Consider the following 25,405-nt stretch of genomic DNA (forward strand, 5'->3'; position numbering starts at 1 on the left):
GAGGAGGCAGCGGTACCCATGGAGATACGTTCCACTACCGATGAGGACCTTGACGTCTTCGTCGACACGCTCCACGCCGCGTTCGGCCGCTTCCCGGAAACCCCCATCGAGGGCGGCGGGCTCTGGTGGTCGGCGCTCGAGACGGACCGCGGCCTGCTCGCGCTGACGGCGGACGGGCGGCCCGTCGGCACCGCCGCCGCGCACCCCTTCGAGCTCACCCTCCCCGGTGGCACCCTCGTCCCGGTCTCCGGGGTGACCGCCGTCGGCGTCCTGCCCTCGCACCGGCGCCAGGGCGTGCTCAGCGCGATGATGCGGCATCAGCTCGCCGAGCTGCGGGCGCGCGGCGAGTTCCTCTCCGTGCTGCTGGCCTCCGAGGCCACGATCTACGGCAGGTACGGCTACGGACCGGCGACGTACACGGCGCGGCTGACGGTGCCGCGCAAGCAGGCCGCCCTCGCTGCTCCCCGGGCGCGCGCGGTGGCCGACGTACCGGCGACCGGTCAGGCCGCCGGCTCCGTCGAGGTGCTGCGCAGTGGCGAGTGCGCGGAGATCCTGGAGGGGGTCTACGACCGCTACCGCCGCGCCCAGCCCGGCGCGCTGTCCCGGCCGCACCGCTGGTGGGCCCTGCGCGCGGGGCAGCCCCCGATATCGCCGGCGCCGCGCTACATCGCCGTCCACCGTGACGCCGACGGCGTCCCCGACGGGTACGCCAGCTACTCCATCGACGAGGCCAGGACCTTGACGGTCGACGAGACCATCACCACCGACGACGCCGTCTTCACGTCCCTGGCCCGGTTCGTACTCGGACACGACCTGGTCTCCCAGGTCGTGTTCAAGCACGTCCCGCCCGACCACCCGCTGCGCTGGCAGCTCGCTGACTTCCGCGCCGGCGAGGTGGGCCGCGACACCGACTGGCTGTCGGTGCGGCTGCTGGACGTCCCGCGTGCGCTGACCGCGCGCGGCTGGTTCACCGACGGCGAGCTCGTCCTCGACGTCGACGACCCGTTCCTCGGCGAGCGCGGCCGCCACCTGCTGACCGTCCGCGGCGGCCAGGCCGACTGCGTACCGACCGACCGGGAACCCGACCTGTCCCTGGACGTCCGCGACCTGGGCTCGCTCTACCTCGGCGGCACCGTCCCGAGCACGCTCGTACGTGCCGGACACGTCCGCGCCCACCACCCGGGCGCGGCCAGCCTCGCCGACGCCCTCTTCCGCGCCGATCGCTCCCCGCACTGCCTGCACTGGTTCTGACCCCGCGCCCACCCCCAGCCCGCGCAGAACCCCGACCACAGAACAGAATCGATACAGAGCGATCGTGTACATTCCGCGCACCCGCGTCATCCCCGTCGTGTCCGCCCTCGCGGCGGCCGTCGTCCTCGGCGTGGTCGGCCCGCTCATGGGCAAGTTCGACCATCCGGTCAGCCAAGCCGTCGGTCTCGTCTTCTCCAGCGGGTGGGCGTGGGCGGGGTTTGCCTTTCTGGTCGGTTTTTCGCGCCGCTCCAGGATCGAGTCGGCGCTGCTGGCTTCCTCGACGCTGGCCGTGGCCGTGATCGTGTACTACGTCTTCAAGTTCGTGTTCCCGACCGCCCCCGTCGGCCTGGGCGTCGCCTACGCGTCCGGAGAGGACCTCGGCTCCAAGATCTTTGCCTGGGGAACGGCGGCCTTCGTCCTCGGGGCCCCTGTGGGGCTGTTCGGGAACCTTGCGCGGACGCGCGGCGTCGTCGGTCTCCCGTTGCGGCTGCTCATCCCGCTGACCGCCTTCTACGAGACCTCCATGCGGCTGGAGACGGAGGCTGCCGGGCTGGGCCCGGTCGTCGCGATCACCTGGAACGCGGTTCGCATCGCATCGGGAGTCGCCTTCGTGGCTCTGCTGGTGCACGCGCTGATGACGTGGCGTGCCCAGCGGGGTGAGGCCGCCGCGGATTGAGCCCGCTGCCGGGCGGTCGCCGGTCGGGAGCGGGCCGGGCCACGGCCCGTGACCTACGTACCCGCCTCAGCCCGGCAGGGAGCTTTCGAGCCGCGTCAGCTCCTCCGCGCTCAGCTCGAGCTCCGCGGCCCCGGCCGAGTCGGTGATCGAGGCCGGGCGGCCGGCTCCCGGCACCGGGATCAGCGCGGGGGAGCGGGCGAGCAGCCAGGCCAGGGCGATCTGCTGCGGGCTGACGCCGCGTTCGGCCGCGATGCGGTGGAAGGCGGTGTCGGCCGAGGCGGGGCCGGAGGGGCCGTCGAGGGAGCTGCGCCGGATGCCGCCGAGCGGACTCCAGGGCAGGAACGCCAGACCCAGCTGTTCGCTCAGCCGCAGTTCGGGCTCGCTGTCGCGCACGGCCGGCGAGTACTGGTTCTGGACGGAGACGAGCCCGTCGCCCAGGATCCGACGGGCCTCGAGGATCTGCGCGGTGGTGACGTTGGAGAGGCCGGCGGCCCGGATCGTGCCGGCGTCGAGGAGCTCGCGCAGCGCGCCCACGGACTCCGCCCAGGGCACGGCCGGGTCCGGCTTGTGCAGCTGGTACAGGCCGATCGCGTCGACGCCCAGGCGCCCGGCGGAGGCCTCGGCGGCCCGCTTGAGGTGGGCGGGGGTGGCGGTGACGGTCCAGCTGCCGTCGCCGGGGCGGCCGCGGCCGCCCTTGGTGGCGACGAGGACGCCGGAGGTGTCGCCGCCGTAGCGGGCCAGGGCGCGGGCGATCAGGAGCTCGTTGTGGCCCACCTCGTCGGCGTGCCAGTGGTAGCTGTCGGCGGTGTCGATGAGCGTGACGCCCGCGTCGAGGGCGGCGTGGACGGTGGCGATCGCCCGCGCCTCGTCCGGACGGTGCTCGATGGACAGCGGCATGGCGCCCAGGCCGACGGCGCTGACGGCGGTGCCTGCGATGGTGCGGTACTGCATGGTGGCGACCTGCTCCTCAGACGCTGGGGGACGGCTCGGTGGTGAGGGCTTCGGCGACGGCGCCGGGCAGCCAGTCGGTGGTGCGGGAGAAGGGGAAACCCAGCTCCTTCGCGCGGGCGTTGCTCATCGCGTAGTGACGGTCGAAGGAGAACGGCGACGCCTCCTCGCCCGCCGGGACCGTCCGGTGGACGGGCTCCCGGCCGGCCTGCGCGGCGACGGCCGCGGTGAGTGCGTACACGTCGAGCGGGCCGTCGGAGCAGGCGTTGACCGGGCCGGTGAACTCGGCGGTGGCCGCCCACAGCAGCAGGTCCGCCAGTTCCGCGTAGTGGATGAAGACCGTGGGCAGCGGCTTCGCGTGCACGGCGATCGCCCCGCCCGCGGCGACGCGCTCGGTGTAGTGCGCGAGCCGGCCGGTGAACTCCCGCTCGCCGCCGCCCAGTACGTGGGCGCTGCGCACGGAGGCGAACGCGAAGCCGCCGGCGCGGGTGAGGACGGCTTCCGCCTGGCGCTTGCCCTCGGCGTAGTGGGCCTCCAGGTACGCGTCGTCGTGCCAGGGAAGGTCCATGGCCACCCGCCAGGCGGCCGGGTCCACGATCCCCTCCGGCACCGGCGTGCCGGCCGGGACGGCCGGCAGCGCGGCGCTCGCGGGGTCGTAGACCTCGATCGTGGAGGTCATGACGTAGCGCCGGGTGCGGCCGGCGAAGGCGCGGGCGGCGATGGCGGCCTGCACCGGCGTGTAGCAGACCTGGTCCACCACGACGTCGAAGGTACGGGAGCCGAGCGCTGCCGTCAGGGCGGCCTCGTCGTTCCGGTCGGCGACGAGGTGCTCGACGCCGGGGGGTGGCGGTGTGGAGCCGCGGTTGATCACCGTGACCTGGTGGCCCGCCGCCTGCAGGCGCCTGACCAGGAGCTTTCCGAAGTACCGGCTTCCGCCGATGACGCAGATCCTTTGCATGCCCCCATCCTGGAGACCTATCGTCATCAGCAGAAGTCCTGACTTACTGGGTACGCATTAAGGAAAACTGTTGATCGATGTGCAGCGGCTCCGCGTCCTGCGGGCGGTGGCGGAACACGGCAGCTTCAACCGGGCGGCCGCGGTCCTGCGCCTCACCCCCTCGGCCGTCTCCCAGCAGGTGGCCGCCCTGGAGCGCAGCCTCGGCACGCAGGTCGTCGCCCGCAGCACCCGCGGCGTCACCCTCACCCAGGCCGGGCGGATCATGGTCGGCGCCGCCGAATCCGTCGCCGCGGAGCTCGAACACGCCCAACGGCAGGTCGCCCGGCTCAGCACCGGCCGCACCCAACTCACCGTCGCCGCCTTCACCAGCGGCGGCAGGCTCCTGCTGCCCGCCGCCCTCACGCAGCTCATGGCGGCCCATCCCCGTACCGTGCTCCACATCAGGGAAGGCGAACCGGAAGACACCCTGCCGCTGGTCCGCCAGGGCGCCGTGGACCTCGCCCTCGCCTACCACTTCGACGGCCCGCTGCCCGCCGGGCCGGGCATCGGCTCCGGCTCCGGCTCCGGCGTCGGCCTGGAGTGGACGCCGCTCCTGGAAGACCCCCTGCACGTCGTCCTGCCGCAAGGGCACCGGCTCGCCGGCCACGACGCCCTCGACCTCGCCGAGCTGGCGGCCGAACCCTGGGTGCTGGGCTGCCTGAAGACCGAGGCGTACCTACGCCGCTACGCCGAGCGCGCCGGCTTCGACCCGGAAGTGCGCGGCTCCACCACCGACTACTTCTTCGCCCGCTCCCTCGTCGCCGCCGGCATGGGAATCTCCCTGATCCCCTCCATCGCGCTCACCCCGGAGATCCCCGGCCTGCGCACCGTCCCGATCACACCGCCGGGACCGGTCCGGCACATCGGCGTCGCGGCGATCGGCCGCAGCGACCGCCCCCACGTCACGACGCTCATCCACGCCCTCCGCGAGCAGGCGACGCGGCAGAACCAGGGGCGTTGATCCCGCTCCGGGGCCGTGCTGACGGCCGGCCGGGGAGGGTGTCAGGTGGCGAGGGTGGCCACCGGCTCCAGGCCGTAGGTGCGGGCGTAGCCGTTCTCGGTGCCCACGAGCAGGTCCACCACGTCGAAGTAGCGGTCCCAGAAGGGCGTTTCGCGCAGCGCGTCGATCAGCAGCCGGTACGCGTCGTGGTCGTCCGCCTCCCAGACCCAGACGTCGGTGACCCGCGCCGAGTAGAACTCCGTGTCGTAGAAGCGGGAGCGGACGCCGCGGGTGCGGGCCTCGATCACCGGGACGACGTGGGTGGTGAAGGCGTGGACGCGTTCGGCCACGGTCATCGCCAGCCACTCGGGCGTGGTCTTGACCAGCATGAACGCGGTGACCGGCGGCTCGGTTCGGTCAGCGGGCATCGGCTGCCTCCGGGGCGGCGAGGACGGCGGGCCTGAGGGTCTGCGCGCACCACTGCGCGAATCCGGTGGCCGGGCCCGCCTGCGGGCCCGCTTGCGGCGAGCGGTCGACACCGGAGTCCAGGCCCTGGTCCTTGGCGCGCTTCATGTCGACCATGCCCTCGACGAACGCCTCGTCGAGGCCGTGGCCGAGCAGGGCGGACCGCAGCTCCTCGAGCGGCTGGCGCTCGTAGCGGACCGGACGGCCCAGCTCCTCGGTCATGATGCGGGCCAGGTCGTCGGGCGAGAGGTCCTGCGGGCCGAGCACCGGAACACTGCCGACGCCGGTCCAGGAGCGGTCCAGCAGCAGAGCGGCCGCCGTCGCGGCGATGTCGGCGACGGCCACCAGCGGGGCCGGACGGTCCGCGGCGGCGGTGTCGGTGAAGACGCCGTTCTCGCGGATCGAGCCGGCCTCCTCCAGCAGGTTCTCGAAGAAGGACGGGTTGGCCAGGGCGCGGTAGGCGACGCCGGAGTCGGCGATCAGGTCGTCCATGGCCAGGGAGGCGGTGACCAGCCCGGCCCGGGCGGCCTGCGGGGTGCCGCGGCCGAGCGCCGAGACGCCCACGACATGGCCGACGCCGTGGGCGGCGAACGCCCGCGCGGCCGGGCGGGTGAAGCCGCTGTACGCCTCGTCGGGCGCGACCGAGGCGTCCGGCGGCACCAGCCAGAAGACGGCGTCGGCCCCGGTGAAGGCGCGCTCGACGGTCGCGGCGTCGCCGTGCGAGCCGGTGACCACCTCGACCCGTCCGCGTACGGCCTCGGGGAGCCGGGCAGGATCGCGGACCACGACGCGCAACTCCTCGCCGAGCGCGGGCGCGGCCTCGACCAGCAGCGGCAGCAGCCGCCTGCCGATGTTCCCGGTGGGGGCGGTAATGACGATCATGAAAACCTCACGGTCTGGGTCGGGGTCGGATCGGTACGGCCCCTTCATCGTGCGGACCCCAACCGCATTGCCACAATGGGAACTTCAGCAACCAATCCTTGCCCGGAACGGAATGATGCCGGTGAGCAGCAGCCCAGCCCCGAACCCCGAAGCCACCCCGAACCTCGACGCCAACCCCAACCTCGACGCCAACCTCGCCGTAGCCCTCGACGCCCTGCTGACCGAGCAGAGCGTCACCCGTGCCGCCGCCCGGCTGCGCACCTCCCCCGCCGCGATGAGCCGCACCCTGGCCCGGCTGCGCCGGGTGCTCCAGGACCCGCTCCTGGTACGGGCAGGGCAGGCGATGGTGCCCACACCCCGCGCCGAGGCCCTGCGGGACGAGGCCGCCGCGGTGGTGCGCCGGCTGGAGGCACTGCTCACCCCGAGCGGTGGGATCGACCCCGCCGCGCTGCGGCGCACCTTCACCGTCCAGGCCTCGGACCTGGTCGGTGCGGCGCTGGCCCCGGGGCTGCTCGGGCTGGCCCGGCGCCGGGCACCGGGCGTCTCGCTGCGGGTGCTGGCCGAGGAGTGGGAGGCGGGCCCCGCACTGCGCGACGGCCGGATCGATCTGGAGATCGGCGCCATCGACCACGTCGACCCGGAGACCCGGGTCGAGGAGCTGGTCACGCTGAGGATGGCGGCCGGCGTCAGGGCCGGGCACCCGCTCGCCGAAGGAACCCTGACGCCCGCCAGGCTGGCCGCGGCCGAGCACGTGGCGGTCAGCCGCCGGGGACGCTTCACCGGCCCGCTGGACGCGGCCCTGGCCGAGCGGGGGCTCGCCCGGCAGGTCGGCGCCGTCCTGCCCGGACATCTGGCGGCGATGGCGCTGGCCGCGGTCGGCGACGTGGTCTGCCTGGTGCCGACCGCCCTGCCGGGCGAGCCCCCTTCACCCCTCGGAGACGCGGCGCACGCGATGGGACTGCGCCTGCTGGACATCCCGCTGCCGCTGCCACCCCTGACGATCGGCATGGCCTGGCATCCGCGCCACACCGCCGACGGGGCCCACCAGTGGCTGCGCGGCGCCGTACGCCGGGTACTGCGTCCGGCCCGCGAGGAATAGCCCACGGCGCGGGTCCGCTCAGTACAGCTTGTTCACCGCGGTCCGCAGGGTGTTCTTCCAGGCGGCCACCGGAGGCTCGCCCCAGTAGCTCGACCACAGGACCAGCGTGACCGTGTCCCCGTCACGGCCCACACCCCACAGGTAGTTGAAGTCGGGGCGGTCCTGGGCGTCGGCGTCGAAGGTGCTCATCCCCTGGAGGGTGGCGCCCTCCTCCACGTCCACCACGCCGTGGTCGTAGCCGGTCGCGGTCACACCGGGCTCCTGCGGGCGGTTCGCGCAGTCGGCGTAGTTCCGCCGGGTCGTGTCCGCGAACGTGATGGCCTCGGCCTCCGTGGCGAAGACCACCACCTTCTGCTGGGCGGACGCGGTCTCGGCGGTGGTGAAGTCCCGCTTCCAGACGTTCACTTCGGGCTGCCCCTCGGGCCAGCGCGCCAGGCAGTCGTAGGCCTCGCCCCAGCCGCGCGAGACCGGGGCGGCGCGCCACGACTCGGTCTTGGGCAGGTCGGAGATGTACAGGGTCCCCGGCCTCGGCCGCCACTGGTCCGCCCCCACGGCAGGCCCCGAGGCCACCCCCACCGCCAACACCGCGGCCCCCACCACGACGCCGCTCCCGCGCATCCGTGTACGTACCCCCATGCTGTTCCCCCTTCCCCCTGTACGCCTCGACGGCGATGCCCCGTCCCGGCGGGCGCGGGGCTCCGTCCCAGCGTGAGGCGCCTTCGCCCCGGGGGCCGGATCCTCGGCCACAACGACCTGAAATCGGTCTCACCTGACCGAAAACGACAAACACCACCAAAGGGGAGCCCCACCCTCCGCACGCCTCTCCACGGGCGCCCGGCGTACGCCCTGAAACGGCCACACCCTGCGGCGGGCCTACGTCACCGGGCGCACCGCGGTCGTGATCAAGGAGCTGGCGTCGCGCGGCGGCAAGTACGGCGCCCGCACGGGCACCGGCGGCTGACCTCCGACGAGGTACCGCCGGTAGCGGGGGCTGGCCCCACCCCCGGCCGACCGGGCAGCCGGATGGCCGGGGCCGCGCCGTGTCGGCGACGGTTGGTCTGTTCGCTGTTGCGAGCAACTCGCCCACAGAGAAGGCAAGATCGTGCGTCGCATCGTCACGGCCACCGCAGTCGCGCTGGCCCTCGCCGCCCAGGTCGCACCGGCCGCCACCGCCGCCCAACACCCTTCGGCCACCGACGGAATCTGGCGCACGGACGGCTACGGCACCGTCCTGTCCCTCCGCGACGGAACCCTCCAGGAGTACCAGACCACCGCCGTCAGCTGCCTCAAGGGCGACTCCGCGCGGCGCACCGCCCCCGGCACCTACACCACGTCCGACGACACCGTCCTGACCGTGCGCGCCCAAGGCGACCGCGCGTCCCTCCGAGCGGACGGCGACGTCGGCAGCCGCACCCTCCGGCGCGTCCCGGCACTGCCCGACGCCTGCGCACACGAGACGGCCAAGGACTCCCTGACGGCCTTCGACGTCTTCTGGCAGACCTTCGAGGAGAATTACCCCTTCTTCGCGGCCAAGGGCGTCGACTGGCACAAGGCCCGCGATCAGTACCGCCCCGCCGTCCACGCCGGGACGACGCCGGACGAGCTCTACGCCGTCCTCGGCAAGATGGTCGAGCCGCTCCACGACGCCCACGTCTCCGTCCGGGACGGCGCCCGCCGCTCCTACCAGGTCCGCCCCGGCACCGTCGTGCCCTCCGGGACCCTGGACGCCGAGGTCAAGAAGTTCATCGTGGAACGCGACCTCAAGGACGCCCGGAACGTCCAGGACTTCGCCCAGGGCCGGATCACCTACGCCGACCTTCCCGGCGGCCAGGGCTACCTGCGGATCTCCGGCTTTGCCGGGTACACGGAGGAGGGCACGTACGCCGCCGAGCTGGCCGAACTCGACAGGGCCCTGGACACCGCCCTCGGCCGCCGACGCACCCAGCCCCCGACCGGCCTGATCATCGACCTGCGGATCAACGGCGGCGGCTCCGACGCCCTGGGCCTCCACATCGCCGAACGCCTCACCGACACCCCGTACCTCGCCTACTCCAAGCGGGCCCGCAACGACCCCGCCGACCCCACCCGGCACACCCGCCCCCAGCCCGCGTACGTCACACCCGCCCAGGGCACCCGCTACACCGGCCCGGTCGCCGTACTGACCGGCGGTTCGACCTTCAGCGCGGGGGAGACCTTCACCCAGGCCCTCCTGGACCGGCCGGGCAGGACGGTCCGCATCGGGCAGCCCACCCAGGGCGTCTTCTCGGACGTCATGGTCCGCAAGCTCCCCAACGGCATGTCGTTCGGGCTCCCGAACGAGGAGTTCCTGACCCGCTCGGGCCGCACCTTCGACGGCCCGGGAATCCCCCCGCACCTCACGGAGCCGGTCTTCACGAAGGAGGAGTTCGACAAGAGGAAGGACTCGGCCTTCGACAGGGCGGTGAACGTCCTGCGCAACCCGCTGCGGGACGCGGAGGTCACCCGGATGCCGGGGACCTAGTGCTGTGGCCGGAAAGGTTCACCGTGTCGCGGCGCCCGGCACGGCACCTCGCCGCGTTGTCGGGCCACCCGAGTACGTCCAGTACGAGCGGCGGCCCTCCGCCTTGCGAGGTACCGCACCGGACACCGCGACCCGGCAAACCTTTCCGGCCACAGCACTAGGCAGGCGGAAGCCGTTGAAGAGGTCGTCCATGCCGCGCAGGGCCAGGCCGGCGGGGACGGCGCTGCCGGCGGCACGGGCGGCGTCGACGCCGATGGCGTCGAGCGCGCGCAGGGCGTTGGGGGCGAGGCCGATGCCGGCGCCGGTGGCGGGTGGTCCGGGGGCGCGTTCGCAGACGGTGACGTGCCAGCCGCGGCGGTGCAGTGCGACGGCGGCGGTGAGACCGCCGATCCCGGCCCCGGCGACCACCGCGTGAGGTCCCGGCACGGAACACCCCCTCTCGTTCGGTCCGACTACGCGGCCGTGTCCGGCCTGCGCCGGGGCGCGGCGTCGAGGAGGGCCCAGATGCGGCGGCCGTCGTCCGCGAGGTCGTCGCCGCAGCTGTCCAGGGTCACCAGGGCCCGGAGTTCACCGAAGAGGCCGCCCTCGGGGGCGGTTCCGGCTTGGTGGCTGAGCGCGATGACGAGGATCTTCTCGTCCTGGTCACCGAGGTGCAGGCTCACCCGCTTCCCGCCGTCCCGCACCGTGGCGTCCACCAGAAGGGTGACGGCCGCCGCCAGGTCCTGCTCGTCGAGCCCCGGATATCCCCAGGTCCGGGCCGTCGCCACGGCATGGGCGGCGGCCTTCTTCGCCGCCCACGGATCCGCGCGGAAGGTCAGCGCCGCCGTCCGCCGGTTCCTGATCCGCATCCGGGCCCGGGGCAGCGCCAGCGCCGCGGCGGGCCTCGGCACCGGCTGCGGACGCGGCGCCTCCACGGGCTTCTTCGGCGGCGGGGGCGTCTTCGGCGGGTAGGACGGGGGCGTCTTGGGACCTGCGGCTTCGGGAGTGGTCAACTGGGGTCCTCCTGGCAATCGAGGTCGTCACACGGGTACACGGCTGCACGGGTACACGGCTGTACGGGTACACGGGTACACCATCGTGGCAGGCCGAGGCGCCCGCCGTCCCCTACACCTTCCCCCTCAACTCCCGCCCCAATGCCCGGTGGTAGGAGGAGGAGTCACGCCGCACGGTCGGTTCGTCCGCCCCTCCGAACGGCCCAGCCCGCCTGGCACGCCTGTTCCCGCATGCCTAGGCTCGACTGCGCAAGAGCCCGTGGCGGCACAGTACGAAGCTGCCTGATGCATTCAGGGAAGGTGCTTCATGGCTTGTACGCCACTGAACATTCAAAACGGGCTCTTCATCAACACCAACACCTGGCAGAACGCCCCGAGCGCCAGTTTCGACGGCAAGACCCTCACCCTGGCCGCCGGCGGCCCGAATCCGGGAATCAGCGTCCAGCAGGGGACCAAAAGCTTCTTCCATGCCCAGCTGGCGAACCATTCGATCCGCTATCAGGTCTTCGGGAACAAGTACCTGGTGATCGTCGACGCCGAAGCGGGAGCGGGCAGCAGCACCCGCACGCTGTTCGTCGTCAACTTCACCACATGGACCGCGGTCACGATCCTGACCGTCCTGGCCAACTCCAATTCCGTGTCGCTTCCCGTGGTCAATCCCAGCCAGGGTGAAGGGGCAGCATTCCTCGCGTACGGGAGCACCGGAAGCCAGGTCCTGGGCGTCGGCATCTACCGCAGCGACACCGGAGCGGTCCTCTGCCCGCTGGGATCGCCGATCGTCCCGACCGGACAGACCGTCGGCGAGGCGACCGCCACCAGCCTGGTCATCCACTACTCCACCGGCGGAATGAGCCGTACGCATACCTGCCCGAAGCCCCTCGGGAAATGTGATGTGTCACCCGCGGTGCAGTCGTATCCGGATGCCTTCCTGGGCGGCTGTCCGTCCACTCCGCAAACGAGGCAGTTCATCGTCAAGAACGTCGGGGACGACTGTCTGACGGTGAACTCGATCGGAAACGTCAGCCCCTTCAGCGTGCAGGCGACATCGAAACCCCTTCCCGTCAGCCTCGTCAAGAACGAGACCGTGAGCGTGACCGTGGTCTTCGAGCCGACGGCGGTCGGGACCTGGCCCGCCACCGCGCTGCCGGTGACCACGGTTCCGGCCAACGGCGCCAGTCAGCTCGTCTGCAAGGGGAAGGCCCTCCCCGCCGAGTTCAAGATCGCGTTCAGCTCCCCGGCCCTGAACTTCGGCACCCACCCCGTGGGCGTGCCGGCTCCGGCGAAGACCCTGGTCATCACCAACAGCGGCAGCAAGCCGTTGAACGTGAGCGTCCCACCGCTGGGGGTGGCCGGCTTCTCGTGCTCCGGCTTCAGCGGCAGCCTGACCTGCGGCCAGACGCGGAGCCTGTCCGTCGGCTTCACTCCGCCGGCCGAGGGACCCCAGTCGGCCGTGCTCACCGTGGACAGCGACGCCCCGGGCAGCCCCCACACGATCGCCCTCACCGGCAACGGCTGCCTGGCCAACGCACTGATCAACGTCCCCCCGGCGGCGCCCATCGGCTTCGGGCAGATCCAGCGCGGCTTCCGCATGGTCCGTGTCTTCGAGGTCGGCAACGCCGGAGACGGGCAGCTGACCTTCACCGGTTCGATCACCGGCCCCGATGCCCAGCTGTTCGGTCTGCCCGACCCGAACGGCTCGGTGACGGTCACCCCGCCCGGCCGTTCCTACGCCGTCGCCCCCGTGACGTCCTGCGGAGGCGGGGCCTCCGGCTCAGGTCGCGTCCTCGTGGCGGTCTCCTTCTTCGCCGACGACACGCCCCGGCTCGCCACCGCGACGCTGACGCTGAGCGGCCACAACGCGACCAACGCCCCGGCCGGCCAGACATGGACGTTCCCCCTCACCGCCGAGATCGTCCCGCCCGTGGCCCTCGACGTGGCCCTGGTGATCGACCGGTCGGGCAGCATGAGCGACCCGCTCGGCTCCCGGGTCAAGATGGACGTGGCGGTCTCGGCCGGCCAGCTCTTCGTGGAACTCCTGCGGCCGGATCTCGACGACCGCGTCGCCGTCGTCCGCTTCAGCGACGGCCCCGAAGTCGTGGTGCCGATGACGCACGTGTCGAAAACGAGCGCACCCACGCAGGCGACCATCCTCCAGAACGTACGGAACGACGTCCCACCGCCGGCCGGCTCGACGGCCATCGCCGGCGGAGCCATGGTCGGCGCCGACGAGATCGCCACACCCCGCCCGACACCGCCACCCAAACTCACCCGCGCCCTGGTCGTCCTGACCGACGGAAGGGAGAACACCGCCTATCTGAAGCCGGGCACCGGCGTCTCGTACACCATCCTCGGCGAAGACGTGTTCCCGTCTGCTCCGTGGCTGCCCTTCCCCACCCAGCCCATGCCCCACCCCGCAGGCGTGCAGACGTACGCCATCGGGCTCGGGAAGAGCGGTGACGTCGACACGCGCCAGCTGACCGTGCTCGCCGACGGAAACCCGAACCATGTCTTCCGCGTGGACACCGACCTCACCGGAATGCGGTACTTCCAGCTGGAGAAGTACTTCACCCAGATCTTCATGGAGATCGTCGACACGTCCTCGGTGCTGGACCCCATGTACACGATCGCCCCGGGGGACACCCACGAGATCGAGTTCGACGTCCTCCGCGGTGATGTCAGCGCCCTCGTCGTCGTGTACGACCACGAGGGGATGCGCCTCCCCTTCTTCTGCCTGTCACCGGCGGGCGAGATGATCGACCCGTCGACGGTACCCCCCGGCTTTCAGCTGCGATTCGGGGCGACTCCCCAGACGAGGATCATCGAGTTCAAGGTGCCGCAGAAGGAGCCCGAACGGTACGCGGGCCGCTGGAAGATCGTGGTCCAGCACCCCAAGAAGGTCTGCTACGGAACGCCGCCGGAGAAGCCCGCGAACCCCGGATTCCTCCCGGACGAATGCCGGCGGTACACCAAGCCGGTGCTCTACGGAGTCGCCATCGGCGTCGGCAGCAACTTCCGTATGGTTCCCCTCGTCACGCCCGCCCCCGTCTACGCGGGTGACCCGATCCTGCTCACCGCCTTCGTCTCGGAAGCCGGCCTGCCGGTGACGGGATGCGAGGTGCGCGTCGAGGTGACCCGGCCGGACGGCTCCACGGCAACGCTGGACCTCTACGACGACGGCGGGCACGACGACGGGGAGGCGGACGACGGGGAGTACGCGGTCAGCTTCCCCCACACCACCGTCCCGGGCATCTACCACCTCCGCTTCACCGCGGTCGGACGCAGCCGTGACGGGGAACCCGTACGCCGCGAAGCGCTCCGCGACAAGACCGTGCTGTCCAAGACCGGGGAAGAACCGCCGCCCGTCGACAGGCGGCTCCACGCGCTGCTCCAGGAGAACAACGACCTGCTCCGCCGCATGCTCGACAGCGGCGACCGCCCCGGGGGTTCCTGACGGTTCCCCAGCGGAGAGGGTGCGTCAGCGCGCCCGCCGTGCACCTCGAGAACAGGGCCCGCCCGAAGGCGAGCTGAGTGTGGATCAGACCGCAGGCCGGTCACCAGGCACAAATCGTACTGGTAGATTCACACAGCTCCTTCGCCTCCCCCTTGCCTGGCCGATTCGGTCGGGTCGGCTCCCATGGAACGACGCCTTCGACATCTCGTGCCCGTCGGGCCCTTCTCGGCGCGGCCGACGGCCACGACGCCCGCCGGGCCACCCGTTGCGTCGTTCCGTCGTTCCGTCGTTCTCGAGGAAGACCCATGTCTGCTCACCGTTCGCGCCCCGCGTGGATGACCACCAGTCTCGCCGCCGTCGTCGGCGCCGGCCTCCTGTCGTCGGGCGGGACGGCTCAGGCCGTCATAGGCACCCCCGGAGCTGACGGTCGGCACGCCTACACCGTCAAGCTGAACCTGGGTGACGAGGCGAACGGCCGCGCCTGCACCGGCACGCTGATCGACGCCTCCTGGGTGCTGACCGCCGCGAGCTGCTTCGCCGCCACCCCCGGTGCGACGGTCCCGGCCGGCCGGCCCGCCCTGAAGACCACCGCGACCCTCAGCGACGGCAGGACCGCCGACGTGGCCGAGCTCGCGCCCCGCGTCGACCGCGACGTCGTCCTCGCCCGCCTGGCCACCCCCGCCGGCGGGATCAAGGGCGTCAAGCTGGCCGGGGCCGCCCCCGCGGCCGCCGCCGAGCTGACGGCGGCCGGGTTCGGACGGACGAAGACGCAGTGGGTGCCGGCCAAGCTCCACACCGGCACGTTCACCCTCGACACCACCGACGCGACCACGCTGGCCGTCACCGGCAAGGGCACCGACACCCTCTGCAAGGGCGACACCGGCGGCCCGCTGCTGAACGCGGCCGGTGAGCTCGTCGGCGTCAACAGCCGCTCCTGGCAGGCCGGCTGCCTCGGCACCGACCCCGACGAGACCCGGACCGGCGCCATCGCCGCCCGCGCCGACGACCTCCGGCAGTGGATCGACGAGAACCGCGCCAGGACGCCCGGCTGGCAGACCAAGACCCTCGTACAGTCCGGCAGCGGCCTCTACCAGGGCGTCCGCCTGCCCGACGGCTCCTGGACCGGGTTCGCCGACGTCCAGACCAAGGCGAGCGGCATCAACGGCGTCCGCAGCGCCGCCGCCGCCGGCATCAACGGCGACACGCACGTGCTCGCCATCAGCACCAACGGCGGCCTCTTCCACACGGTCCGCAAGCCGGACGGCACCTGGAGCGCCTTCGGGGACGTGTTCTCCGTGGCCAACTCCCTCGGCAACCCCACCCAGGTCTCCGCGGTCTCCCTCGGCAGCGACCTGCACGTCGTGGCCGTGGCCGACGGCAGGGCCTTCCACACCGTCCGCAACGCCGCGGGCCAGTGGACCCCCTTCCGCGACGTCTCCGGCGGCTCCGTCACCAACGTGACGGCCGCGGCGACCGCCGGCGTCCGCGGCGAGCTCCACGTCGGCCTCGTCAGCGGCGGCAAGCCGTACCACAGCATCCGCCAGGCCAACGGCAATTGGACGGCCTGGGGCGACGTCGCCCTCGCCGCCGGCCCGAGCGGCCCCATCAGCTCCATCAGCGCGGCCGGCGCCGGGGACGAGACCCACTTCGTCATCGCCACCGACAACGGCGCCCGCCAGTTCCACACCATCCGCAACCCCGACGGAACGTGGAGCCTCTGGGGCGAGCTGAAGGCCGTCCTGGGCACCGTGACCGCCAAGTCCGTCTCCGCGGCCGCCGTCAACGGGGAGGTCCAGGTCGCCGTCACCACCGCCGACGGCAAGCTCCTGCACACCACCCGCCACACCAACCGCAGCTGGGACGCTCCGGTGACGGCGCCCCTCCAGGGCCTGCCCGCAACCCCCGGCAGCCTGGCCGTCACCCTCACCGCCACCTTCACCGGCTGACACCGGGCATGGGGCCGCCCGCCCGGCCGCCCGCCTGCCCGCCCGGCAACGTACCGCTCCACGGCACAAAGGAACCCCATGAGGCACCGCGTCAGAAACGCCCTCACCACTCTCGCCGCTCTGGTGATCACCGGGGCGGGCGTGAGCGCGTACGCCATCACCGAGTACTCCGCGGCCGACGCCGACGGCACGGCCGCGATGCCGTACGCGGTCGAGGACTTCCCCCACACCCTGCAGGTCATGTCCTGGAACATGTGCGGCCCCCAGCGCGCCGCCTACCACTGCGAGGGCACCGGCACACCGCAGGAGAAGATCGACGTGATCACCTCCCAGGTGACGGTGAGCCGCGTCGAAGCCGTCCTCCTCCAGGAGGTCTGCGAGGACGACCTCACCCTGTTGATGACCAAGCTCGGTCCGGGCTGGAGCAAGACCTTCGAGACCTATCAGTGGCTGAACAACGACGGTACGAAGAACAACAGCCGCTGCGGCGAGGCCACCGGCCGCGCCGACCGGCTCGGCACGGCCATCGTCGCCAAGGGGCAGATGAGCGACGCCCGCCCGTACCCGACCACCCAGCCCACCGCCGGGCAGCAGACCCCCTTCCACTGCGCCACCGCGTCGAAGTGGGGCGTACGGCTGTGCACCGTCCACGCGACCCGCGTCGGCGCCAACCCCAACGACCCGAAGGCGGACTCCCGCGGTCAGCAGTTCGCCGAGATCAAGGCCATCGTCGACACCTTCCCCCGCGTCGTCTTCGGCGGAGACTTCAACGCCCGCTCCCCCGACGACCCGAAGAACACCGCCGCCGCCGTCTGGCCCGCCGGCCTCTACTCCACCGGCCCGGGCACGCCCGGCTACCAGGAATGCGACCAGAAGGGCACCTCCCGCACCGGAAGCCCCACCCACACGACCGCGGCCACCGCGACCAGCCCGGCCATCGAAGCCAAGATCGACTACATCTTCAGCGACCAGCCCAGGAACTGGTGCACCGTCACCACCACGACCAGATCCGACCACCGCTTCCTCATAGAAAGCCTCACCGTCGCCAACTGACACGCCACGGACCCGTCGGCGGGCCCCAGGGCCACCGCCGCCGAACACGCCGACCTGATCCCTCAGTTAGTGTGATCAACTGATCTGCTTGACCGGGGGACGGGACCATGGACGGAATACGCGCAGGCCGGCCACGACACGCGGCGGGGACGACCACCACACGCGGAGCCGACACCCGCCGCCCGGGGGCCGGCCTGTGAGCGACCGTCCGACGGAACAGCCTCCGGTACCGGAATCACCGCCGGCCCCCGAAGCCACGGACGCCCCGGAGCCCACCCCGCCCGACGACTCGGCGGCGCCCGCGCCCGCGGACGCCCCGGCCGAGCCGGCGGACCAGCCCACCGCCCCGGAGCCAGCCGAGCCCGGCACGCCGGAGAACGACTCGGCGGCAACACCCACCCCGGAAGCACCCGAACCGCCGGCCGACACCACCCCGGACCCGGACGAAGCCCCGACACCGTACGACGCCGCCCCCGAGCCCCCATCCACCCCGGAAGAGCCCGCGGAACACCCCGACACCACGCATCAGGCAGACCTGCCGGACCCGGACGAAGCCCCGGAGCCCCCCGAACCCCTGGAGCCGGAAGAAGACGGCGACTCGGCGCCCCCACCCACCCCCGACGCGGACGAGGCACCCGACCCCGCGCCGGCATCGGACGCGGCCCCGCAGGCACCTGAACCGGCAGCCGACACCCACGACGCCCCGGCAGCCGACGACCCCGACGAGGCGCCGGACCCCACCCGCCCCCACGACGCTCCGTACACACCCGCCGAAGCGCCGGCCGACACCACCCCGGCCCCGGACGAAGCCCCGACACCGTACGACGCCGCCCCCGACCCTGTGCCCGCTCCGGAAGAGCCCCAGGAACACCCCGACGCCACCGGGCCCCTCGAACCTTCCCTCTCCGAAGAGGAACCGCCGGACGCGGCAGCGTCGTCCGACGATGCTCCGGAACCGCAGGCAGCAGATGCTCGGAACCGGGCCGACGCGCACGCTGAGAAGGAGGCCGAACCATACGACAACAGCGCGCTACGCGACGGCCCCAGCTACCAGCAGGAGATCGACGACCAGCTGGGGGCACGCGGCCTGGACCGCTCCGAGCATGACAAGTTCAGGCTCACCCGGACCAACGAGCTGACCGAGGCGCAGGCCCGCGAGGTCGTCGAGGTCCGTGACACGATCAAGCTCGACGAGGGCCGTATCGTGACCAAGGTGATCACACGCGAAACCCTGGACGCCTACCTGGACAACGCCACGACGCGCGGCGAGGAAGACTTCAACCCCGGCGAGTTCAGCGGCTCCATCGCGCGCGGCTGTGACACCGCCGATCTGCGCAGCATGGGCCAACTGCGCGACGGGCTCGCTCTCGACGATGGCGGGGCCGGCTGGACTCCCGTCCCTCCGGGCGCGTCCGAGGCGTACCAGCTGCGCTTCCCGGCACCGGACGACATGCGTGCCGATCCGAGCCTCGGCGCAGTCGGCGACCAGGTGCTGGCCAACCACGTCGCCGGCATGGCCGACCAGAGCCGGGGACGGGCCTGGCGTGACCCGTTCCTCGGCACTGGTTACACCGGCGGGGGTGTCCCGGAGTGGATCGCCGAGCCCACCGGCTTCCCGCACCATGCTGAGATCTGGTGTATGCACGCCGACGGTACCGAAGAGGCCGTCGGTTTCTTCGACAAGAACGAAAGGCTGTGGAAAATAATATGACTGACCCTGCGAGCCGCCCCTCCCCGGTCAAGGGCGAGGTCGCGGTCTTTCACGGTGAGCTCTATCGGGCCCGTGGCGCCGTGGGTCTGTGGCCGTGCGTCGAGCTGCTGCCCGGGCCCGGCCGTCCCGCACCTGAAGGGCTCGCGCCGCGCGAGGCCGCCGACGGGTCGCTGTGGTATCCGGTTGCCCCGGAGCGTCTGGAAGCCTGGTATGCCGTGACGTGGACGTTCCGCTGGCGCGACGAGCCCTTCGAGTGCACCGCCGCCACGCCCACCACGCTCACGGGCAAGTACCTCGGCTCCGACGAACACTTCGCCAAGGAGCATCTCAAGCGCCTGGGCACCCGCTACCGCGGCGTTTTCCCACGTGACGAGGTCACCGATCTGGAGGAGCAGCGCGAGGATCTGCTGCAGCCTCTGCACGCTCTGGTGCGGCGTCTGGCCGAGGTCGACCATTTCCGCCCCAAGGCTTACGCGGTCCATCACGGCCGGACGTATCCGGCTGCTGCCGAGGCCGACGCCTCGGGCCTCATCGCACTGACCATCGGGGATGACCAGCCCGAGGATCTTGTCGCCGATCCCCGGGACCCGGACGCCGGGCACTTCCTGGCCGCCCCGGAGCAGCTGGACGCCTGGTACCGAACCCACTGGACCTTCCGCTGGCAGGGCGGTCCCTTCGACGCCGTCGGGACGGTGGACGGCAGGCTCAAGGGCGTCTACACAGGCGGCAGCTGGGGCTTCGCAGACAACTGGCAGCTGACCGACGAGTCGGATCGCGACCACACCCGGTACACGGTCAGGGTGGGCGTCGACGGCGTCACCGACCTCGAACAGCACCGCACCGACCTCCTGGCCAACCAGTAGCCGAGGCCCTGGCAGCCGGGGGGACGAGAGGTCAGGGTCGTCTTCGACAAGAACGAAGGATTGTGGAACTACTATGGCTGACCCTGCGAGCCGCCCCTCCCCGGTCAAGGGCGAGGTCGCGGTCTTTCACGGTGAGCTCTATCGGGCCCGTGGCGCCGTGGGTCTGTGGCCGTGCGTCGAGCTGCTGCCTGAGCCCGGCCGTCCCGCACCTGAAGGGCTTGCGCCGCGCGAGGCCGCCGACGGGTCGCTGTGGTATCCGGTTGCCCCGGAGCGCCTGGAAGCCTGGTATGCCGTGACGTGGACGTTCCGCTGGCGCGACGAGCCCTTCGAGTGCACCGCCGCCACGCCCACCACGCTCTCGGGCGACTACCTCGGCTCCGACGAACACTTCGCCAAGGAGCACCTCAAGCGCCTGGTCATCGACTACTACGGCGTCTTCCCACGCCATGAGGTCACCGATCTGGAGGAGCAGCGCGAGGATCTGCTGCAGCCTCTGCACGCTCTGGTGCGGCGTCTGGCCGAGGTCGACCATTTCCGCCCCAAGGCTTACGCGGTCCATCACGGCCGGACGTATCCGGCTGCTGCCGAGGCCGACGCCTCGGGCCTCATCGCACTGACCATCGGGGATGACCAGCCCGAGGATCTTGTCGCCGATCCCCGGGACCCGGACGCCGGGCACTTCCTGGCCGCCCCGGAGCAGCTGGACGCCTGGTACCGAACCCACTGGACCTTCCGAGCGCAGGGTGAACCCTTCGACGCCGTCGGAACGGTGGACGGCAGGCTCAAGGGCCTCTACACAGGCAACAACACCTATGGCTTCGTCATGCACACCTATCTCCTGACCCCGGAGAAGGCCCCCGACGGGGTACACACCCAGTACACGACCACGGTGGGCCTCAACGGCGTCACCGACCTCGAACAGCACCGCACCGACCTCCTGGCCAACCAGTAGCCGAGGCCCTGGGGGCCGGGCGGACGAGGCAGGAGGCGCCGCCCTCGTACGCCCCGCCCGCACCCGGCAGGAAGCCGCCGTCACGCCAGAAAGACGACGCAGGGCTCGTCCTCGTCCCACGCGCCGATCACGGCATCCTTGTGCACCTTGCCCGGATGCCCGGCCGGCAGTACACATGCCGCCTCGCACCCCTCGTCGTCGAAGAACTGCGCCGTCACCCGACACGTCTGCTCCGCCACGATGTCCGCCGCCTCCTCCGCTCCGGCCCGTCAGGAACCACCTCACCGTCCAGGACGTCCGACCGCAAGGCGCCCAGGCCGTATCGGACGAGGGGGCGATTTACTCAGCCATCTCCTCGGGCGACATGCGGGTGACCTTCTTCCCCTCCGCGGTCTCGACCAGGGTCAACGCGCCGATCCAGCTGTCGCCTTCGGGGTACTCCCAGTTGGCCGCGTCACAGAGCAGCACCTGGAGCCGTTCCCGCGGCACCAGCTCTCCGGGCTGGAGTCCTTCCTCCCCGGTGGGGGACGTCCACGGTGCGATCCGGCGCACCTCGATCCAGCCCCGGTCGACGAGACGGAGCAGGACCTGCGCCAGTTCGTCGACCGGCAAGGACTGATCGTCCTCTCCGAGGTCACCCCAGACGCCCGGCAGGATGTCGATCTCATAGGAATTGATCAGGAACGCCCGTTCCGAATCGGTCAGGGCCTCCCACTCGTGCTTGCTCACGCGGCCATCGTCGCAGGCCCGGGACGCCGTCACCCAGGCGGCCCGGCAGACATTCACGAGCCGGCGGACCCCGGCGGAGCCGGCTGAAGGTGCCCCGTACATCATGTTCAGGTGGCAGCCGACCGGCCCGTTCACCGCCATCACGACACACACGACACAGGAGAACAGCATGCGCCTCTACGATCACGACCACCTGGACCAGCCGGTCACCGTACCCGCCACGGCGCTGCGCGCCCGTCTGTCACTCCAGGACATGGGCCTGTACGTCCAGATCAGGCATCTGCTGCCGGCGCGCGCCGCGGGCCCTTACCTCGAGCAGGTCGTGACCGAGCTCGCCAACAGCCGGTTCGGAGACGAAGTCGGCGAAGCGGGGCTGCGCGCCGGCTTCCAGCGCCTGGTCGACGCCGGCCTGCTCCACCTCAGCGAGGACTGACCGGGACTCACTGGACGGCGCCCGCCCGGCCGCGTCCCGGCCGGCGCCGACAGGCCTCCGGAGCGCCTAGGCCACGACCTGGCGCGCCACGCGGTGGCGGAGGTAGACGACTCCTGAGCTGAAGGTGCGGGTGTCGACGAGTTCGAGATCGACCCGGCGCTCGTGCCGGGGAAAGAACGGAATGCCACCGCCGACCAGCACCGGGTAGACCCTGGCCCGGTACTCGTCGATCAGACCCGCCGCGGCCGCCTCGGCCGCGAGCGTCGCGCCGCCGATCGCGATGCCGCCCTTCCCCGGCTCGGCCCGCAGCCGCTCGATCTCCTGCGCGAGGCCGCCGGAAGCCAGGCGGGCGTTGCCCTCCACCGCCGACAGGGTGGTGGAGAACACCACCTTCGGGAGCGGCTTCCAGAGCGCCGCCCACTCGAGCCTCGCGTCGTCGAGCGACGGATCCTGGTCGGCGGTCTCCCAATACAGCATCGTCTCGTACAGCCGCCGCCCCAACAGGTAGACGCCGAGCTCCCGGATCTCCTCGGTGACGAACCGGAAGAGCTCCTCGTCGGGCGACGTCCAGTCGAAGTCGCCGTCCGGCCCGACGATGTAGCCGTCGAGCGATACGCCCATCGAATAGGTCACGCTGCGCATCAGAAGCCCTCCTCGGTCAGCCTCGACACTACGACCACTCACGCAGGACCTGCTCGGCCGCACTCCACCACGCACCATCGCACGAGGAGTGTGCCAGCCCGCCTCAGGATCACAACCGAGAGAGACGGCCTGAGGATCGTCCCGCAACTGCTGGTCACGGAGCTGGCCAGGTGCGGAAACTGCGTAGCTGCCGAGTTCGTGGTGCCGGTATCGTCCGGTCTGCCGACCCGCCGTACCAGCGGCCGACGTTCAGAGAGCGATGCACATGACCAGCCAGCAAGCAACGACGACCCTGTGGCGCCCCACCGGCCCCAAGGAGCTGGATCTGGTTCGGGAGCTGAACTGGAGTGCGTGGCCGCCCCGGCTGCCCGAGCAGCCGATCTTCTACCCGGTCCTCAACGAGGACTACGCGATCAGGATCGCGCGGGACTGGAACGTGAAGCACGATGGCGCCGGCTTCGTCACTCGTTTTGAGGTCGAGTCGGAGTTCTTGAGCCGGTATCCCATCCAACAGGCGGGCGGGCAGACGATCCTCGAGCTCTGGGTTCCGGCCGAGGAGCTGGACGACTTCAACGCCCACATCGTCGGCGAAATCCAGGTGGTCCACGAGTTCCGCTGAGGCGGGAAAGCTTGCCAACAGGGCAGGTTGGCCCGGTGCGATGATCCCGAAGTGGCTGGTGCGATCACGGCGTCGGAGCCGTCCTGGACAGCCCCGTTCACGGGGCTGAGCCCGCGTGCCTTCGGGAAGCTGGTGACCATGCTGCGGCGCGAGGGCGCCGACGCGGTCCGCAAGGGCCGGCCATGGGGCCTGCCCCTGGAGGACCGGGCGCTGCTGGTCACGGCGTACTGGCGCACCAACCTGACGATGCACCAGCTCGCCCTGCTCGTCCAGTTCGAGGACATTGGCGAAGATCGCGACGCAGACCTCCATCTGGGAGGGCGACTCGCGCAGCTCTTCCCAGTAGTCGATCCCTTCCAGCATCGGATGGCCCACCGACCCTCGAGCAAGCCATCCAGCGAAGCGCCGCAGTGCTCCCGAAGCGCCATGACTGAGGTGCGAAGACATGCGAAGAATCTAGCCCCAGCCTTCCCGGATTGATCCTGGGCCTCCCGCATCAGGAGGGCGCTGAGCTCCTAGGGAGTAGGGAGTACCGCGGGTGGTTACAGGACAGCCCTTAGCGGGGCTTTCCGGCCCGTGCGGTGATGCGCCCGCTCAGCGGCACCACCGCGAGGGCTGCGGCCGCGAACACTCCGTACCCCAAGGGGACCTCGTCCTGCGCCACGGCCAGGACGCGCATCAGATACGTGCCCGTTCCCCGGTCGCCCGCGTCGGGGGACGCCGAGAAGGCGAGTGCCACGTCGGAGGGGTGGATGACGTAGGACAGGCCCAGTCCGAAGCTGAGCGGTACGAGGGCGCAGCACATCACGCCGGCCACGAGGAGTCCCCGAAGCCTGCCGACCGCTTCGAGGGGAGCCCAGGCGCGCGCCGTGTGCGCGAGCCATTGGACGAAGACGTAGCTGCCGAGGAAGAGGAGGAAGAGCCAGACGGCCAGTTCGCCCGCGGGGGCCGACGGTCCCATCTGGGGCGTGCCGAGGTGGGTCGGCCTGAGGACCGTACCGGTCACGAAACCGATCCCCGTGGCCACCGCAGCCCGATGGGCGCTGCTCACGCCCCGGCCGAAGCGGAAGGCGGCCGACTCCGCACGCCAGAGTCCGTACACCGCCCCGCCGGCCAGCGGCAGGGCCGCGGGCAGCGCTGCCAGGGGGTGACTCGCGGGCAGTCCGAGGAACCCGCTGGTGAAGGCCGTGACCGGGCCCTGCGCGATGGCGCAGACCAGGCCCAGGGCGAATCCTTCCCAGGGGACGAAGGAGAAGAGCGGAGCGGGATCACGCAGTGCGTCCAGACGGCGGGCTGCCAAAGGGTGCGGGCGGAGGAACTCCACGGGAGGCGCGGCGGCTCGGGAGTCGATCTCGCGCTGCGAGGTGAGTACCGCTGCCAGTCCGGTCCCACCGTTCTCCCAGGAAGCGGCGCGGGCGTCCGCGTGGAACTCGCGGCTGCGCAGCACCGCGTTACGGGTCAGCGGCACCGCCAGCCCGAGGAGGAGGGTTCCCGCGGCGGTGCCCAGGTAGAAGGAGGCCGGTCCCGCGGACGGATCGAAGACCGCGAGCGGAAAGGCGAGGGTGACGGGGATCGCCACCAGGCGGCTGAAGAGCTGGGACGAGATCAGTGTGAGGTACGCGATGTCGACATCGCGGTTCCGCAGGTGCGCCAGCTCGTGCAGGACGATCGCCCGGAAGGCTTCGGGATCGGTGTCGCGCAGCGCGATCAGACCCCGGCTGAGCAGGACGTAACGCTTGCCCACCCTTCCGAAGGCGAGCGCGTTCACCCTGCCGTCGAGGAGATCCACCAGCAGGTTCACCCGCCGGTCCATGCCGGCCGACCGCATCAGCCGGGCGAGGTCTTCGTGAATGCCCGGAAACGAACGGGTGCCGAGTGGGCCGTAGCCCCTGCGGCGTATGCGCCGGCCGGGGAGGATCCAGTACACCAGGGCCACCAGGGCCCAGAAGCAACCCAGGACGCCGAGCTGGATCCACAGGAGGGCGTTGTCGGACAGGCCCCCGCACAGGGCGAGACGACGTGCGGCTTCCGCGTCACCCGAGGCCGCGCCCGCGGCGTACTTCTCGACGCAGGCGCGGACGGCCTCCAGGCCGACCGCGCGGTCTCCGAGGAACGGCCGGACCCAGAAGAGGCCGACCGAGAAGACCGTTCCGGAGATGGCGATCATGAGCAGAGCGAAACGGAACGTCGTGCCGGCGGGAAGCGAGAACGGAGAGAGGGGAGGGGGCGTCGGCCGCGCGCCGGCCGCCGCGGGAC

23 protein-coding genes and 2 pseudogenes are annotated in these 25,405 nt (G+C 71.6%); 14 read left to right on the forward strand and 11 right to left on the reverse strand.

Annotated elements, in window-relative coordinates; genetic code table 11:
- Window positions 1–18 precede the first annotated feature (18 nt).
- A complete protein-coding gene (locus tag OOK31_RS36620) occupies window positions 19–1,251 on the forward strand; it encodes a GNAT family N-acetyltransferase (RefSeq protein ID WP_267091748.1) in 1,233 nt (410 codons plus the stop codon).
- Window positions 1,252–1,315: 64 nt separating this feature from the next.
- Complete coding sequence (locus OOK31_RS36625) at window positions 1,316–1,927, forward strand: hypothetical protein (protein ID WP_267091749.1); 612 nt, start codon at window positions 1,316–1,318, stop codon at window positions 1,925–1,927.
- A 66-nt stretch (window positions 1,928–1,993) separates the two neighbouring features.
- Here OOK31_RS36625 and OOK31_RS36630 read toward each other — a convergent pair whose 3' ends face one another.
- Both OOK31_RS36630 and OOK31_RS36635 read right to left on the reverse strand, forming a co-directional pair.
- Window positions 1,994–2,878: an aldo/keto reductase gene (locus tag OOK31_RS36630; RefSeq protein WP_267091750.1), complete on the reverse strand. Its 885-nt coding sequence runs from the start codon at window positions 2,876–2,878 to the stop codon at window positions 1,994–1,996.
- A 16-nt stretch (window positions 2,879–2,894) separates the two neighbouring features.
- Window positions 2,895–3,833: an NAD-dependent epimerase/dehydratase family protein gene (locus tag OOK31_RS36635; protein ID WP_267091751.1), complete on the reverse strand. Its 939-nt coding sequence runs from the start codon at window positions 3,831–3,833 to the stop codon at window positions 2,895–2,897.
- A gap of 70 nt (window positions 3,834–3,903) precedes the next feature.
- Here OOK31_RS36635 and OOK31_RS36640 point away from each other — a divergent pair, with 70 nt between their 5' ends.
- The gene (locus OOK31_RS36640) at window positions 3,904–4,833 is read left to right on the forward strand and encodes a LysR family transcriptional regulator (protein ID WP_267091752.1); all 930 of its coding nucleotides are present in this window, start codon (window positions 3,904–3,906) and stop codon (window positions 4,831–4,833) included.
- A gap of 41 nt (window positions 4,834–4,874) precedes the next feature.
- Here OOK31_RS36640 and OOK31_RS36645 read toward each other — a convergent pair whose 3' ends face one another.
- Window positions 4,875–5,240: a darcynin family protein gene (locus OOK31_RS36645; RefSeq protein ID WP_267091753.1), complete on the reverse strand. Its 366-nt coding sequence runs from the start codon at window positions 5,238–5,240 to the stop codon at window positions 4,875–4,877.
- Window positions 5,230–6,159: an NAD(P)H-binding protein gene (locus OOK31_RS36650; RefSeq protein WP_267091754.1), complete on the reverse strand. Its 930-nt coding sequence runs from the start codon at window positions 6,157–6,159 to the stop codon at window positions 5,230–5,232. The genes OOK31_RS36645 and OOK31_RS36650 overlap by 11 nt, the downstream gene beginning before the upstream one ends.
- A 121-nt stretch (window positions 6,160–6,280) precedes the next feature.
- Here OOK31_RS36650 and OOK31_RS36655 point away from each other — a divergent pair, with 121 nt between their 5' ends.
- On the forward strand, window positions 6,281–7,258 hold the full coding sequence (locus OOK31_RS36655) for a LysR family transcriptional regulator (RefSeq protein WP_267091755.1): 978 nt from the start codon (window positions 6,281–6,283) through the stop codon (window positions 7,256–7,258).
- An 18-nt stretch (window positions 7,259–7,276) separates the two neighbouring features.
- Here the strand turns inward: OOK31_RS36655 and OOK31_RS36660 are convergent, their stop codons facing one another.
- Window positions 7,277–7,894, reverse strand: a complete 618-nt coding sequence (locus tag OOK31_RS36660; protein ID WP_267091756.1) for a hypothetical protein — start codon at window positions 7,892–7,894, stop codon at window positions 7,277–7,279.
- A gap of 466 nt (window positions 7,895–8,360) precedes the next feature.
- Between OOK31_RS36660 and OOK31_RS36665 the strand changes: the two genes are divergently transcribed.
- A complete protein-coding gene (locus OOK31_RS36665) occupies window positions 8,361–9,758 on the forward strand; it encodes a S41 family peptidase (RefSeq protein WP_267091757.1) in 1,398 nt (465 codons plus the stop codon).
- A gap of 234 nt (window positions 9,759–9,992) precedes the next feature.
- Here OOK31_RS36665 and OOK31_RS36670 read toward each other — a convergent pair.
- Window positions 9,993–10,184, reverse strand: a pseudogene (locus OOK31_RS36670) (FAD-dependent oxidoreductase); the annotation flags it as partial.
- 26 nt (window positions 10,185–10,210) lie between these two features.
- Window positions 10,211–10,750 carry a hypothetical protein gene (locus tag OOK31_RS36675; RefSeq protein ID WP_267091758.1) on the reverse strand — a complete coding sequence of 180 codons (540 nt, stop codon included), beginning with the start codon at window positions 10,748–10,750 and terminating at the stop codon, window positions 10,211–10,213.
- Window positions 10,751–11,057: 307 nt separating this feature from the next.
- Between OOK31_RS36675 and OOK31_RS36680 the strand changes: the two genes are divergently transcribed.
- From OOK31_RS36680 to OOK31_RS36705, 6 genes are all read left to right on the forward strand, one after another.
- The gene (locus tag OOK31_RS36680) at window positions 11,058–14,201 is read left to right on the forward strand and encodes a choice-of-anchor D domain-containing protein (RefSeq protein WP_267091759.1); all 3,144 of its coding nucleotides are present in this window, start codon (window positions 11,058–11,060) and stop codon (window positions 14,199–14,201) included.
- A gap of 305 nt (window positions 14,202–14,506) precedes the next feature.
- On the forward strand, window positions 14,507–16,147 hold the full coding sequence (locus OOK31_RS36685; protein ID WP_267091760.1) for a trypsin-like serine protease: 1,641 nt from the start codon (window positions 14,507–14,509) through the stop codon (window positions 16,145–16,147).
- A gap of 78 nt (window positions 16,148–16,225) precedes the next feature.
- A complete protein-coding gene (locus OOK31_RS36690; RefSeq protein ID WP_267091761.1) occupies window positions 16,226–17,200 on the forward strand; it encodes an endonuclease/exonuclease/phosphatase family protein in 975 nt (324 codons plus the stop codon).
- 196 nt (window positions 17,201–17,396) lie between these two features.
- Complete coding sequence (locus OOK31_RS36695; protein WP_267091762.1) at window positions 17,397–18,911, forward strand: hypothetical protein; 1,515 nt, start codon at window positions 17,397–17,399, stop codon at window positions 18,909–18,911.
- Window positions 18,908–19,774 (forward strand): hypothetical protein, encoded by an 867-nt coding sequence (locus OOK31_RS36700; RefSeq protein ID WP_267091763.1) that lies wholly within the window; start codon window positions 18,908–18,910, stop codon window positions 19,772–19,774. Before OOK31_RS36695 ends, OOK31_RS36700 begins: the two co-directional genes overlap by 4 nt.
- A 73-nt stretch (window positions 19,775–19,847) precedes the next feature.
- Window positions 19,848–20,726, forward strand: coding sequence for a hypothetical protein (locus OOK31_RS36705; protein WP_267091764.1), 879 nt, complete (start codon window positions 19,848–19,850; stop codon window positions 20,724–20,726).
- Window positions 20,727–20,806: 80 nt separating this feature from the next.
- Here the strand turns inward: OOK31_RS36705 and OOK31_RS36710 are convergent, their stop codons facing one another.
- Complete coding sequence (locus tag OOK31_RS36710) at window positions 20,807–20,965, reverse strand: hypothetical protein (protein WP_267091765.1); 159 nt, start codon at window positions 20,963–20,965, stop codon at window positions 20,807–20,809.
- Between the two features lie 100 nt (window positions 20,966–21,065).
- Window positions 21,066–21,455 (reverse strand): hypothetical protein, encoded by a 390-nt coding sequence (locus tag OOK31_RS36715; RefSeq protein WP_267091766.1) that lies wholly within the window; start codon window positions 21,453–21,455, stop codon window positions 21,066–21,068.
- Between the two features lie 169 nt (window positions 21,456–21,624).
- On the opposite strand from OOK31_RS36715, the gene OOK31_RS36720 reads away from it, so the two are divergent.
- Window positions 21,625–21,888: a hypothetical protein gene (locus OOK31_RS36720; RefSeq protein WP_267091767.1), complete on the forward strand. Its 264-nt coding sequence runs from the start codon at window positions 21,625–21,627 to the stop codon at window positions 21,886–21,888.
- A 66-nt stretch (window positions 21,889–21,954) separates the two neighbouring features.
- On the opposite strand, the gene OOK31_RS36725 is transcribed toward OOK31_RS36720, so the two are convergent.
- The gene (locus OOK31_RS36725; RefSeq protein WP_267091768.1) at window positions 21,955–22,530 is read right to left on the reverse strand and encodes a dihydrofolate reductase family protein; all 576 of its coding nucleotides are present in this window, start codon (window positions 22,528–22,530) and stop codon (window positions 21,955–21,957) included.
- A 259-nt stretch (window positions 22,531–22,789) separates the two neighbouring features.
- Here OOK31_RS36725 and OOK31_RS36730 point away from each other — a divergent pair, with 259 nt between their 5' ends.
- Together OOK31_RS36730 and OOK31_RS36735 are read left to right on the forward strand one after the other, a co-directional pair.
- Window positions 22,790–23,149, forward strand: a complete 360-nt coding sequence (locus OOK31_RS36730; protein WP_267091769.1) for a hypothetical protein — start codon at window positions 22,790–22,792, stop codon at window positions 23,147–23,149.
- Window positions 23,150–23,200: 51 nt separating this feature from the next.
- Window positions 23,201–23,410: pseudogene (locus tag OOK31_RS36735) on the forward strand (IS5/IS1182 family transposase); the annotation flags it as partial.
- Between the two features lie 295 nt (window positions 23,411–23,705).
- On the opposite strand, the gene OOK31_RS36740 reads toward OOK31_RS36735, so the two are convergent.
- Complete coding sequence (locus tag OOK31_RS36740) at window positions 23,706–25,316, reverse strand: M48 family metalloprotease (protein WP_267091770.1); 1,611 nt, start codon at window positions 25,314–25,316, stop codon at window positions 23,706–23,708.
- Between the last annotated feature and the right edge of the window lie 89 nt (window positions 25,317–25,405).

Source organism: Streptomyces sp. NBC_00249 (assembly GCF_026342355.1).
GTDB lineage: Bacteria > Actinomycetota > Actinomycetes > Streptomycetales > Streptomycetaceae > Streptomyces.